Below are 12,995 nucleotides of genomic sequence, written 5' to 3' on the forward strand. Positions count from 1 at the left end.
TGTTCAGGCTGCTTCGTTGCTTAATATCGAGGTTGACCATTAAGGAAGCTCGTCAACACTAGCCTAGAAGTGCCGCGTTAAAGTGACCGACTATCGGATGATAAGGGTATGTACTTAGGGAGATAGACGACAAAAGCGCCATAAGCGCTGTTTGACGAACACGAGGTGAAGTTCTGTGTTGTTCGTGACTGGCGAGTCAAAGAAAATTAAACCCGGCGGCCGCAAAAACTGAGTGCAACACCTGACCTTTCCGGTACGGTGCTGCCACTATGTCCTATCACGAACTCAGTATCCCCGAACGTGCGACCCTTCAACTCGGCCTTGCCCAAGGTTTCAGCCAGCGGCGAATTGCCCGGATGCTCGGCCGCTCCCCCTCGACCATCAGCCGGGAGCTGCGCCGCAACCGGGCCCCTGGCACCCGCTACCAGGCCTGTGCTGCCCAGCAGCAGATGCAGGTCCGCCGCCAGGTCTGCAGGCCTCAGTGCAAGCTGCTGCCGGGCAGTGAGCGCTTCGAGCTGGTCGTCCATATGCTGCGTGAGGGTTTGTCTCCCGAGCAGATTGCCGGCAAGCTGCGCAGCATGAACATACCCAGCCTCAGAGAGGCCTACGTCTGCCGCGAGACGATCTATAACGCGATCTACGCCCTGCCGGTCGGTGGCCTGCGCAAGGAGCTGATCATCTGCCTGCGCCAGGGCAAGACGAGTCGCAGGCCGCGCTCTGGCGGCGTCGATCGGCGCGGCCAGATCCCTGAAATGCTCAGCATCCACGTGCGCCCGCCGGAGGTCGAAGACCGGCTGATGCCAGGCCATTGGGAGGGCGACCTGATCAAGGGCAAGGCCAATGCCTCGGCGGTGGGCACCTTGGTGGAGCGTACCAGCGGCTACCTGATGCTGATCAAGATGGCCGACGCGACGGCGACCTCGGCGCTGGAGGGCTTCAGTGCGGCGCTCAATGGCATGCCGCTGGCGGTGCGCAAGAGCATGACCTACGACCAGGGCCGGGAGATGGCGCGGCACGCCGAGATCACCCAGCGGACCGGGGTGGCGATCTACTTCTGCGACCCGCACAGCCCCTGGCAACGCGGCAGCAATGAGAACATCAATGGACTGATCCGCCAGTACCTGCCCAAGGGCACGGACTTGTCGGTGCATAGTCAGGAAGCCCTGGACGCCATCGCTTTGCAACTGAATATGCGACCGCGCAAACGCTTCGACTTCAAATGCCCGATCGAGGTGATGGGCGAAGTGATGCAAGAAGCCGTGGTGATGCGGCATGATGCTCCCGCTTCAATTCAATAACCGTGTTGCACTCAGATCCTGCAACCAGCCCCTTATAGCAAGTTGTGAACTGCAATAAGTGCTCAAGAAGTTCAGGTTTCTCTGGAACTCAGGAAGAATAAACCTCAGCACCTTGGCATACAGGCTGCTTGAACCTGGGTAATTGCTGCCGGGCCAGTTGCGCCTGCACGCCCGCGACGGCTTCAAGCACTCGTTGTGCCCAGTGCTCATCCTGCGGGTCGACCACCACCACGCGAAAGCCGTGGTCGTTGCCTTCAAGGCGCACGCCCTCGGAATCATCCACGTGCAAATCAATGTCGAAGGCCGGCGGAAATTTCGAGGGGGTGTTCGACAGCCCATGCACCGTGAGGGCGTGGTTATGCCGCTCGCTATTGACTACGCCGTCGACACGAATGCCGTACAGCATCAGCCAACGCCTGATGTAGGAAGGCGCCCTTCCCGATGAGGTATAGACCCAGATACTGCAACCCTGGCGCCGCAGCTGCCGCGTCAGCGAACGAGTGCCGATACGCAGCGGCTCTCCCCACCAACGATGAGCACAAGCCGGTAGCCAGCTGCTCTCGACGTCAGCGTGGTGGAGCTGGCAAGCCAATGTGTCGTCGATATCAAAGGAGATGCGTACGCGCGGGCGCTTGGCGGCACGCGTGAGAAGCGCCTGCTGGATGGCTTGCACGGCTCGGCTGGCGAGTGTTGGATACCGGCGCATTAATGGCCTCCCTGATAAATAGGCTGTGGTGCGTCGTTCAAGAAAAACGCCTTGGGATCCGGCGCCTGTTCCTCCAGGAAGGCGGCGTACTTTTTCTTGATCTTGGGCAATTCATACAACGCCTTGACCCCATGTTTGGCCGAGTTGCGGATTACCGAGGAAGGATTGAAGTAACCCTCGGCATTTTCCAGCGTCAGCACGAACGGTGGCAACCCGGCCCGCATCAGCAGATAACTGACGATCAGCGAACCACTGCGGTTGTTGCCTTCGATGAACAACTGCGGCTTGCTGAGGATGCGCACATACACACCGGCCGCACGCTTCCACACCGATTCACTGCGATACGCGCAGTACCAATTGAACAAGTCCTTGATACCGCCTTCAACGTTGTTGAAGAAGTGCTCTTCGGTGGCGGCCAGGTGCTGCGCGTATTCCACGCGGCGCGCCGGGTCGCTACCGCAGAGCACCGTGGCGTTGATCTCCAGCATCAGGTCCAGATGATGAAGGTCAAACAGGTCAACGCCCCGTGCGACATAGTCGTCAACCAGCGCATAGCCTTCAAGCACGTTGTGCAGCACTTCGTCGGTCAAGGGGTCGCGCGGCTCGGTAAATTGCGTGCTGAGCTCGGCAAAGCGGCTCTGCACTTTGCGGAGCGCGCGTTCAATCGCTGACAAATCAAGACGATGCGTTGCAGACATTGGCATTCCTGGGCTGACGGTGGCGCACCTGTGGTTTCTATCGAACATGGGGTTACTCAGCTGAACTTGCCACTGATGTAATCCTCGGTCATCTGTTCACGCGGGCTGCCAAAAATCTGCGCGGTCGGGCCCATTTCCACCAGGTAGCCGGTACGCGTGCCCTGGGAAATATCCACCGAGAAAAACGCCGTGGTGTCCGCCACGCGGATGGCCTGCTGCATGTTGTGGGTGACCAGGGCGATGGTGTAATCCTTCTTCAGTTCCACCATCAGCTCCTCTACCCGGCGAGTCGCAATCGGGTCGAGTGCCGAGCACGGCTCATCGAGCAACAGCACTTCCGGCTCGGTGGCGATAGCGCGGGCAATACACAGCCGTTGCTGCTGGCCGCCGGAGAGCGACAGGCCGCTGACCTTGAGCTTGTCCTTGACTTCATCCCACAGCGCAGCGCCTTGCAGGGCGTGCTTGACGCGATCGCCCAAGTCGCCTTTGTAGCGGTTCAGGCGCAGGCCGAAGGCGACGTTGTCGAAGATGCTCATGGAAAACGGGTTCGGCTGCTGGAACACCATGCCGATGTAACGGCGCACCACCACCGGGTCTACACCCTTGCCATACACGTCCTGCCCCAGGAAATGCACGTGGCCTTCGAAACGAAAACCCTTCACCAGGTCGTTCATGCGGTTGAGGCTGCGCAGTACTGTACTTTTGCCGCAGCCGGACGGGCCGATAAAACCGGTGATCTTGTTTTTCTCGATCGGCACATGGCTGTCACGCACCGCCATGAAGTTGCCGTAGAAAATCCGGTCCAGCTTGCAGTCCATGACCACAGGCGATTGGGTGACAAACGGAGCGGCTATTTGCGCAGTTGAGACGTTCAAGATTCAGATGCTCCCGTTCTTAATACTTAGGCTTGCCGAAGATACGGCTCACAATATTCACGACCAGCACGATCATCACCAACACCAACGAGGCCGCCCAGGCGAGCTCCAGCTGGTTGTCGAAGGGCATGCCGGAAAAGTTGTAGATCAGCACGGCAAGGGAGGCCGTCGGGTTCATCACCGCCAGGTCGCCGTCGTGGTAGATCCAGTAGTTGCTGAACAGCGCGGTAAACAGCAACGGCGCGGTTTCGCCTGCGGCACGTGCCACGGCAAGCATTACGCCGGTGAGGATCGCTGGCAGGCCGGTCGGCAAGATGATCTTCCAGATCACTTGGGAGCGGGTGCAGCCCATGCCGTAGGCAGCGTCCTTCATGATCTTGGGCACCATGCGCATCGACTCTTCCGCCGTCAGCACCACGATAGGCAGCATCAGTACCGCCAGGGCCACGCCGCCTGCCGGTGCCGAGTAGGTGCCGGTGGTCATCACCACCAAGGCATAGGCAAACACGCCGGCCAGGATCGAAGGCAAGCCGGTGAGCATCTTGGCGGCAAAGCGTGCAGCGTTGGCCAATTTGCTGTCCGGCCCCAGTTCGGCCAGGAAGATCGCGGCCATGATGCCGACCGGCACCGCAATCGCCGCAGCGATACCGACCATCACAAAGGTGCCTGCCATGGCGTTGCCAAAACCGCCGCCCGTCTCGAAGCCGGTGGGCGGCAACTCGGTGAACACCTCCAGGCTCAGGCGTGCGCCGCCACGGGTGATCAGCATGTAGAGCACAGAAATCAGCGGCACACTGGCCAGCAGCGCGCCAAACCATACCAATGTGGTCAACACCAGGCTGCGCAAGGCGCGGCCTTCGAACTTGCGCTGCAAGCTCGGTACAGCGGTGATAGGGGATGTGAGATTCGTCATCATCGGTTACCCCGTTGGGCGTAGAGCATGATCATGGAACCGATGACATTCACCAGCAGCGTGATGAACATCAAGACGAGAGCGGCGTACATCAATACCTCCACCTCGTTGGGCCCGGCTTCGGGGAAGTTCAGCGCCAACAAGGCTGCCAACGTATTGGCCGGCGCGAACAGCGACAGGGAAATGTTGTTGGCGTTGCCCACCAGCATCGCCAGCGCCATGGTTTCGCCCAGCGCACGGCCGAGGCCGAGTACCAGGGAGCCGAAAATACCGGTGGCGGCGGATGGCACCATCACCTTGAGGATCGCCTCCCAGTGGGTGGTGCCCATGCCGTAGGCGGCCTGCTTGGTTTTCATCGGCACGCTGGTGAGCGCGTCCTGGGACACGGCGGCAATCGTCGGCAGAATCATGATGGCCAATACCAGCGCCGCCGGCAGCAACCCCGGCCCGCTCAAGGACGTGCCGAAAAACGGGATCCAACCCAGTTCGCTGTTCAACCAAGTGGTCAGTGGCCGTATAGCCGGGATCACCACGTAGATGCCCCACAAGCCGTACACCACGCTGGGGATGGCGGCGAGCAATTCAACGATGGTGCGAAACACGGCGGCCAGCTTGGCCGGCAGGAAATCCTGGGTGAGGAAAATCGCCATGCTGACACCGAAAAAGCCGGCGATCAGCAGCGCGATAAACGCGCTGTAGAGCGTGCCCCAAATGGCCGGCAGGATCCCGTACTTGCCTTGGTTTACGTCCCAGACACTGCCAAAAAGCACATCGAACCCGTGCTTTTCCATGCCCGGCAAGGCCTTGCGTCCCACCTCGAAGACCAAGGCTGCGACCAACGCCAGAATCAGTACCACCCCGATTCGCGCGAGCCCACGGAAGGTGCGATCGACCAGGAAGTCTTTGGCCGAGGGAGGTTGGCAGGCAGAATCCCGGTTAACCGGTACGACGAAAGGTTTGTTCATTGGCTAATTCCGGAACAGGGGGGAAACGCCCCCGGCGCGGCAAACAGCCCACACCGAGAGCGGCCTCACGGGTGTTACTGAATGTTGGCGGAGGCTTTGCGAACCTGCTCTACCACCGATGGCGGCAGCGGGATGTAACCCATCGAGTCGGCGATTTTCTGCCCCTCGGTCAGGCTGTACTCAACCATTTCGCGCATGGCCTTGGCCTTGGCGGGGTTGCCGTTGTCCTTACGGAAAATCATCCAGGTGTACGAGGTGATCGGGTAAGACTTGGCACCGTCCGGGTCCGGCAACCAGGCCACCAGGCTTTCCGGCATCTTCACTGCGGCCAGGGCCTCGGCGCCGCTTTCGGCGTTTGGCACTACGTACTGGCCGGCCTTGTTCTGCAACTGAGCGAAGTCAACCTTGGCCAATTTGGCAAAGCCGTACTCGATGTAGCCAATCGCGCCTGGGGTCTGGCGTACGGTGGCGGTCACACCATCGTTCTTGGGCGACTTGATGAATTTGTCGCTGGCCGGCCAGTTGACGGTGTTGCCCTCCCCCAGCGCCGTTTTGAATTCAGGGTTGATGGTGGCCAGGTGCTTGGTGAAGACCGCCGTGGTGCCGCTGGAATCTGCGCGCACTACCACGGTGATCGGGGTGTCGGTGAGTTTCAGGTCCGGGTTGGCGGCAACGATCTGTGGGTCGTTCCACTTGGTGATCTTGCCCAGGAAGATATTGGAGTACACATCGCGTGGCAGCTTGAGGCCCTTGGGATTGCCCGGCAGGTTATAGGCCAACACGATTTCACCGGCGGTCATTGGCAGCAGTTGCACGCCTTCGGCGACCTTGGCGATGTCTTCGTCTTTCATGGCCGAGTCACTGGCGGCGAAATCGACGGTTTTATTCAGGAAGTCCTGCACACCGGCGCCGCTGCCCTTGGATTGGTAATCCACGGTGACGCCAGCGGTCTTCTTGCTGAAATCCTTGAACCAGGTGAGGTAGATCGGTGCAGGGAAGCTGGCGCCGGAGCCGGTGAGGCGTACGTTCTCGGCGGCGAAGGTCACGGAGGAGGCACACAGGGATACCGTAATGGCGAGTGCTGCGGACTTCATCAAGCTTTTCATTAAAAGGAACTCGTTGTGGTGACGGGCTCCCGAACTGTGAAGCAGGGTTGTTACATTTTTATGAAAATTGAATGGCGAGGGGGTGTTTTGTCCCGCTTTGCCGCCACAGCGCTGTATTTTTAGGGCATGGGTTAGTAACAAAATACGACTACAGTGTTGTCATCCCTCTAGCGGTACTGATCTTGCTCCCGTGACGGTCGAAGCTGATCCCATTGATGCTGCGCCATCCAACTGTGGGAGCTGGCTTGCCTGCGATGACGGTCTGACAGCCAACGCCTATTTACCTGACACCCCACCGTTGGATCGCGAGTGTGTCAGGTCAATAGGTGTCGGGCGCAATGCCGCCATCGCAGGCAAGCCAGCTCCCACATTTGGACCTAGGGGTGTCAGGGAAATAGGCGTTCTACCGCTCCCCCCACGGCTAGCGGCCGCCTTCCATCAGGCTTACTTGCCTTCAGTCAACGCGTTGTAGCTGGTGAACAGGTTGCGGTAGTCCGGAATGTGGTTGGAGAACAACGTCCCCAAGCCCTCGATGTCGTTGCGCCAGTCGCGGTGCAGCTCACAGGCCAGGCCAAACCAGGTCATCAGTTGCGCGCCGTTGGCGGACATGCGGGCCCAGGCGGACTGCTGGGTCAGTTCGTTGAAGGTGCCGGAGGCGTCGGTGACCACAAACACTTCAAAGCCTTCGGCCAGGGCCGACAGCGCCGGGAACGCCACGCACACTTCGGTCACGACGCCGGCAATGATCAATTGCTTCTTGCCGGTGGCCTTGATGGCCTTGACGAAATCTTCGTTGTCCCAGGCATTGATCTGGCCTGGGCGCGCAATGTACGGCGCATCCGGGAACAGGGCCTTGAGCTCGGGCACCAGCGGGCCGTTGGGGCCGGTTTCGAAACTGGTGGTGAGGATGGTCGGCAACTTGAAGTACTTGGCCAGGTCAGCCAGGGCCAGCACGTTGTTCTTGAATTTGTCCGGGTCGATGTCGCGGACCAATGACAGCAAGCCGGCCTGATGGTCGACCAACAGTACCGCGGCGTTGTCTTTGTCCAAACGAACGTAAGGTGTAGACATCTTCATACTCCTGATAAATAGGCAGCGCCCAACATGGGCTCGCCGCAAAAGGCCCCAGCGTATTTACTTGCGCTGTGAGTCTAGTACTTCGTGGTTGTTTGCCACTTCCTGAGCCTTGATGTAGCTCTCGATCAGAAGCTGGTAATGCGGCATGGCCTGGGTGTAGACGTTAGCCCACTCCTGGGCATCCGGGCGGTTCCAGGAGCCTTGCAGCTCCGACAGCGTGCCCATGATGTCGATCGGCACTACGCCGGCCTGGGCCAGGCGTGCAACGGTCAGGTCGGTGGCCAACCTGGAGTGGTTACCCGAGGCATCGACCACCGCGAACACCTTGTAGCCTTCATGCACCGCCGCAATGGACGGGAATGCCAGGCACACGCTGGTCAGGGTGCCGGCGATCACCAACGTCTTTTTGCCGGTGGCTTTGACTGCGGCATGGAACTGCGGGTTGTCCCACGCGTTGATTTCGCCACGGCGGGCCACGTACTGGGCGTGCGGCGCGGCTTCGTGGATTTCCGGGATCAACGGGCCGTTGGGACCTTGCGGCACCGAGGCGGTGGTGATGACCGGTATTTTAAGCAGGGTCGCGGCCTTGGCCAGCGCGATGGCATTGGCGCGCAATTGAGGAACATCAATGTCCTTGACGATCTGGAACAGACCACTCTGGTGGTCAATCAGCAACATGGCGGTGTCAGCGGGGTCAATCGTCGGCTTTTGCCCATTGAAGTTTGCAGCGTTACCTGATGCAGTCATTTGCATGTCCTCTTGCTTGGCGATACCTCCCTGGCGTGTGCGCCGGAACTGCGCCCGGCCGTGCCTGTACTTCCTGTACAGATACGCTTGGGCAAGGACGTGTGTCAGCAGGCCCACCCAAAAAAACAGTGGGACCACCTTAAGCATCGCGCTCAGGGTTAGGTAGTGGCTGAAACGGGCCGCTCCATCTCAAAAATGGAACAATGCAGCCGCACGGTGGCAAGCTCATTTGGACGTGCCAGTCGTTACAATGCGATCATCGGCTCCACCCCGTGGATTTCAGGCACTTGCGCCAATCATGACCGTTCACTTATTTCCAGGCAGGTGCCTTCATGGATATCAAACAACTTAAATTCCTGATCGCGCTGGAGCAGACGCGCCATTTCGGCCAGGCCGCTGCCCGCTGCAACATCACCCAGCCCACCCTGTCGATGCGCCTGCGCAACCTGGAGGACGAACTGGGCCTGGAACTGGTGACCCGTGGCCAACGTTTCGAAGGCTTTACTCAGGCCGGCGAACGCGTGTTGGCCTGGGCCAGGACCCTGCTCGCCGCCCATGACGGCCTGTTCGCCGAAGCCGCTGCGTGTCGCGGCCAGTTGGTCGGTAACCTGCGCCTGGGCCTGGTGCCCCTGAGCGGCTTCAATCCGATCAGCTTCATCCAGGGCTTGTCCCACAGCTTCCCGGAACTCAAGTTCAGCCTCACCTCCATGAGTTCGGACAAAATCATCGAAGCGCTGGGCACCAATCAACTGGACTTGGGCGTGTGCTACCTGGACCACGTGAGCCCCAACTACCTGGAATTTTTCGAACTGGGCGAAACCCGTGTCGGCCTGCTGTACGACACTCGCCACTTCCACTTCGAAGGCACGCAGATGAGCTGGGAAGAAGCCGCCGAACTGCCCCTGGGGATGATCAGCAATGGCATGCACTACCGAAAATCCATCGACTTGAGTTTCCGCAGTCGCGGTCTCGATCCCCAGCCGATTCTGGAAAGCGACTCCACCTATCAACTGTTCCAGGCCATCCACGAAGGCTTCTGTTGCGCAATCATGCCGTTGGACAGCGGCCTGGAAAACCCCATCGAAAACCTGGCATTTATCCACCTGCCAGACGCCAGTGTCCTTGCGCCCCTGGGCATGGTGATGCGCAAGACCGAACCGCGCTCGGTCATCGCAGAGAAGTGTTTTGCCGAGGCCAGGCAGTTGTTTGCACCCAATACCCAGGCTTAGCCGGCCTGCGTTTGCAGCGCGCACAAAAAAGGCGCTCCGTAGAGCGCCTTTTTACCGCCGATTGTTTTACTGCAAGCTGACCTGACGCAGCTCGGGTTTGGTCTCACCACCAATCATGATGCGTTTTGGCTTGGCCTCTTCAGGCACTTCACGCAGCAGGTCGATGTTGAGCAAACCGTTGGTCAGGGATGCGCCACGTACTTCGATATGGTCCGCCAAGCGGAACGACAACCGGAACGCACGTTGGGCAATGCCCTGGTGCAGGTAAGCGACCTTATCGTCGGTTTCGCGTTTTCCGCCGGAAACCGTCAATACACCCCTCTCGACCTGGATATCCAGATCCTCCTCGGTCAGGCCAGCCACGGCGATCACGATGCGGTAGGCGTCGTCACCGTGCTTTTCCACGTTGTGAGGTGGATAGGAATTCGGAGCCTCGCTGCGCAGCGCCGACTCGAACAGGTCATTGAAGCGATCAAAGCCCACCGATTGACGGAACAGTGGGGCCAACGACAGGGTAGTAGCCATTTTAAAATCTCCTGAGTTTCTCCAAGTGATTTAGTACGCAACCCGGATTCGGCATCGCGTGATCCAAAATTTATGGACGCGCAAAAGGAATTCAAGAGGGCTGGAAAAAATTTTTCTTGTGCAAGGGGCGATCACCGAAGCCCAAGTGTTATGACGTGTGCTCTAATCAAAGTGCCAGGCGTGCTTTACCCCGTGAGCGCCTGAGACAGCCCTTGAGGTACAAAAAAATGAAAATGACATTCCCGGCCCTGGCATTGGGCATTCTGATCTCCCAAGGGGCCCTGGCCGCTGGAGATGGTACAGCCGCGCTGGGAGGCGGTGTCGGCGGTGTGTTGGGCAACGTGGTAGGCCAGCAGCTTGGTGGCTCGACCGGTGCGGCCATCGGCGCCGGCGTGGGGGGCGCCGCCGGGAGTGCGGTGGGGGCGCAAAAGGGCAACAAGACCGAAGCGGCGATTGGCGGCGGTTTGGGCTCGGCAGGCGGTTCGCTGATTGGCAATCGCCTGGGCGGCACCACCGGCTCGACCATCGGCGCCGGCGTGGGGGGCGCAGCCGGTGGCGCGCTGGGTAATAACCTGGCCGATGACGAGAGCGGCCATCGTTCAGGCGGTGCCAAGCACAAAGGCAACAAGCATAAGCACAAGAACAAGCACCACTGATCGCGTGGCACGGCTTGCCATGTAGGAGCGAGCTTGCTCGCTCCTACGCCGGGCCAATATCCCTTTACATCGGCGTGCTGCTCACCACCCGCAACGCCAACCCTTCATACGCGTCCAGCGTGATCGTGAACGCACCCTCCTCTGTCAAATCGCCTTCCACCCGTTCATTGATGATATCCACCACCGGCCCCGGTGCGATGTTGGGCAGGTGCAGGGTTTCGGTGATCGGCGTGGCGCCAAAGTTCAGCGCAGTGATTTGAGTGCCCTTACCCGCCGGCAGTTCGTGGACCATGATCAGCAAGCCGGGATGCTCGACGTCCGGCACCAGGATCTGGCGGCTGGCGGCGATGTCGTAGGCGCGGCGTACGGCGAGGATTTTTTGCAGTTGGGAGGCAAAGGAGTCCGGGTCCTGCAGCTGGCTGTTCAGACTGCCATACAGGCTTTGTGAGCGCGGCATTTGCCCCGCCGACAGTTCGGCGTCGGGGTTCAGGTCTACCAGATCATAAGCGCCACGATGGATCCAGCGGGTGTCGCCATCGGCCATCAAATGCGCCACCTCTTCGGCCGCCAACGGCAGCGCGCCCACCAGGTCCCAGCCGGACAAGGCAAACACCCCAGGTTGCATGGCGTTGTACATCACCAGTAGCAAGTGGATCTGGCGAACCTGCTGTATATCCGCCGAAGTGATCGCCTCCAGGTCACGGATACCCAGGGCTGCGGTGATGATGCTGGCGGTGGTGCAGGACACGCCGTTGGTGACGAATTTGAGGTTATACGGCGCATGTTCGCCGGTGAGGCGTTCATACATCTGCTCGCGGATATGCTCGCGCAGGATGTTGCCGGGGAAGGTCTGGCCCTGGAACAGGAAGCTGTCATGGGCGTGCAGCGTCCAGAAATGCACCAGCTCCAGGGTCAGTTCATCATGGTTCTGCAGCGCGTGAATCAGTGAGCCGGGGTCGATGCCGAGGCTGTGCATCTGGCGCAGCATCAGGCGCAGGAATTCGGTATCGCCCATCAGCAATGCATGCTGGTAGGCCGGCCGGGTGATGAAGTCATAAGACAGGTCAGCGCCGCCGTGGGACATGGACGCGATGTCGTCCACGGTGAGGTTGAGTTCCTGAAAACTGAACCCGCCCGCCTTGCGAATGGCGCCGCCGAGTAACTGATTGCCGGTGATCGACAGCGGATGGCTTTCGGACCAGGCCGTGCCATCGAGCTTGCGCTCCACGCCGAGAAAGCCGTTGGCATCCAGGCGCAGGATTTTCGCGCCCATCACATCAATGGCGTGCAGCGCATCACCGATGATCATCTGCTGCGCAGCAAACGAAGGGTCGAGCCAGTTGAGCGACGGCTGGCCTTCCTTGAAGTAATGCAGGTACACCCAGCGCCGCGGCTTGCCATCCACGCCGAGCACCACCGGGGTGGCGCTCCAGTCGGTTTCTTTGACGCCGGGCTCGAAGAAAATCACCCGCTGCAATTGGCCGACGATGTAGTGCTTGTCACGCAGTGCGTCTACCTGGGAGGGGCTGAGGTTGTGTGCATCGCGCCCGGCGGCCACGTCGGGCAGCAACGGCCAGTCTTCCTCGCGGATTTCGACCATGTGGTACAGGCCGGGATAGTCCTCATAGACCATTTCAGCCAGGCGAAAGTCCGCGCCCTTGCCGGTGTGCGACGGGATCACATCGTCGATGATCACCGCATTGTGCGCGGCAGCCATGCGCGTCAAGGCCTGCAATTGTGCCTCGGTGCCCAGTTGCGGATCGATGTCGAAGCTGATGCGGTCGAAATTGCCGTCGATGGTCGGGGTGTGCTCGGTGCCAGACAAGCCACCGGACCTCTTCAACGGGCCGTTGTGAATGCCCTGGATGCCGATCTTGGACAGGGTATGCCACAAGGTTTCGTCCCCCAGCGCCTCCAGCACGGTGCCGCCTTCGCGGGTGACAATCGAGGCGGGGTAGGCCGTGAACCACACCGACGACAAGGCCGAAGCGTCACGCGGCCGGGTCTGTGCATAGGGCTGCTGCCACAGGCGGCCTTGCCCCGAATACAGCTTGGCCCGCTGCCGCGCTGCGTGGAGCATGGAATGTTGCACCAGCCAGTTCACATGGTCGTTGTTCGCCGCGGTCATAAGCTCGGTACCTGTCGTGGTGAAAAGGGTCGGTGTAAGCATATGAGGGGCGTGCGCGGCATTCGTTGCATC

General features: G+C 60.1%; 13 protein-coding genes. 3 read left to right on the plus strand and 10 right to left on the minus strand.

Features of this window, described 5'->3' with window-relative positions; genetic code table 11:
* The first annotated feature begins 269 nt into the window (after positions 1-269).
* A complete protein-coding gene (locus AB4P90_RS15425) occupies positions 270-1,298 on the plus strand; it encodes an IS30-like element ISShes10 family transposase (RefSeq protein ID WP_011711660.1) in 1,029 nt (342 codons plus the stop codon).
* Between the two features lie 88 nt (positions 1,299-1,386).
* Here the strand turns inward: AB4P90_RS15425 and AB4P90_RS15430 are convergent, their stop codons facing one another.
* The 8 genes from AB4P90_RS15430 to AB4P90_RS15465 form a co-directional block, all read right to left on the minus strand.
* The gene (locus tag AB4P90_RS15430; protein ID WP_020302730.1) at positions 1,387-2,004 is read right to left on the minus strand and encodes a hypothetical protein; all 618 of its coding nucleotides are present in this window, start codon (positions 2,002-2,004) and stop codon (positions 1,387-1,389) included.
* Positions 2,004-2,702 (minus strand): hypothetical protein, encoded by a 699-nt coding sequence (locus AB4P90_RS15435; protein WP_019817111.1) that lies wholly within the window; start codon positions 2,700-2,702, stop codon positions 2,004-2,006. Before AB4P90_RS15435 ends, AB4P90_RS15430 begins: the two co-directional genes overlap by 1 nt.
* Positions 2,703-2,758: 56 nt before the next feature.
* Positions 2,759-3,520, minus strand: coding sequence for a phosphate ABC transporter ATP-binding protein PstB (gene pstB / locus AB4P90_RS15440; protein WP_019817112.1), 762 nt, complete (start codon positions 3,518-3,520; stop codon positions 2,759-2,761).
* Between the two features lie 76 nt (positions 3,521-3,596).
* Positions 3,597-4,490, minus strand: coding sequence for a phosphate ABC transporter permease PstA (pstA, locus tag AB4P90_RS15445; protein ID WP_014718563.1), 894 nt, complete (start codon positions 4,488-4,490; stop codon positions 3,597-3,599).
* Positions 4,490-5,455, minus strand: a complete 966-nt coding sequence (gene pstC, locus AB4P90_RS15450; protein ID WP_003191517.1) for a phosphate ABC transporter permease subunit PstC — start codon at positions 5,453-5,455, stop codon at positions 4,490-4,492. The genes pstA and pstC overlap by 1 nt, the downstream gene beginning before the upstream one ends.
* 74 nt (positions 5,456-5,529) lie before the next feature.
* Positions 5,530-6,561: a phosphate ABC transporter substrate-binding protein PstS gene (pstS, locus tag AB4P90_RS15455; RefSeq protein ID WP_044274067.1), complete on the minus strand. Its 1,032-nt coding sequence runs from the start codon at positions 6,559-6,561 to the stop codon at positions 5,530-5,532.
* A 444-nt stretch (positions 6,562-7,005) separates the two neighbouring features.
* Positions 7,006-7,632 (minus strand): isochorismate family cysteine hydrolase YcaC, encoded by a 627-nt coding sequence (gene ycaC / locus AB4P90_RS15460; RefSeq protein WP_003191542.1) that lies wholly within the window; start codon positions 7,630-7,632, stop codon positions 7,006-7,008.
* Positions 7,633-7,695: 63 nt separating this feature from the next.
* On the minus strand, positions 7,696-8,385 hold the full coding sequence (locus AB4P90_RS15465) for an isochorismatase family protein (protein ID WP_019817116.1): 690 nt from the start codon (positions 8,383-8,385) through the stop codon (positions 7,696-7,698).
* A gap of 332 nt (positions 8,386-8,717) precedes the next feature.
* Between AB4P90_RS15465 and AB4P90_RS15470 the strand changes: the two genes are divergently transcribed.
* Positions 8,718-9,614, plus strand: coding sequence for a LysR family transcriptional regulator (locus AB4P90_RS15470; RefSeq protein WP_069868521.1), 897 nt, complete (start codon positions 8,718-8,720; stop codon positions 9,612-9,614).
* Positions 9,615-9,680: 66 nt separating this feature from the next.
* Here AB4P90_RS15470 and AB4P90_RS15475 read toward each other — a convergent pair whose 3' ends face one another.
* Positions 9,681-10,139, minus strand: a complete 459-nt coding sequence (locus tag AB4P90_RS15475; protein ID WP_014718573.1) for an Hsp20 family protein — start codon at positions 10,137-10,139, stop codon at positions 9,681-9,683.
* 227 nt (positions 10,140-10,366) lie between these two features.
* On the opposite strand from AB4P90_RS15475, the gene AB4P90_RS15480 reads away from it, so the two are divergent.
* On the plus strand, positions 10,367-10,795 hold the full coding sequence (locus tag AB4P90_RS15480; RefSeq protein ID WP_014718574.1) for a glycine zipper domain-containing protein: 429 nt from the start codon (positions 10,367-10,369) through the stop codon (positions 10,793-10,795).
* A gap of 64 nt (positions 10,796-10,859) precedes the next feature.
* On the opposite strand, the gene treS is transcribed toward AB4P90_RS15480, so the two are convergent.
* On the minus strand, positions 10,860-12,923 hold the full coding sequence (gene treS / locus AB4P90_RS15485) for a maltose alpha-D-glucosyltransferase (protein ID WP_395605096.1): 2,064 nt from the start codon (positions 12,921-12,923) through the stop codon (positions 10,860-10,862).
* Positions 12,924-12,995 lie beyond the last annotated feature (72 nt).

The organism is Pseudomonas sp. B16120, from assembly GCF_044218845.1.
Classification (GTDB): Bacteria; Pseudomonadota; Gammaproteobacteria; order Pseudomonadales; family Pseudomonadaceae; genus Aquipseudomonas; species Aquipseudomonas paracarnis.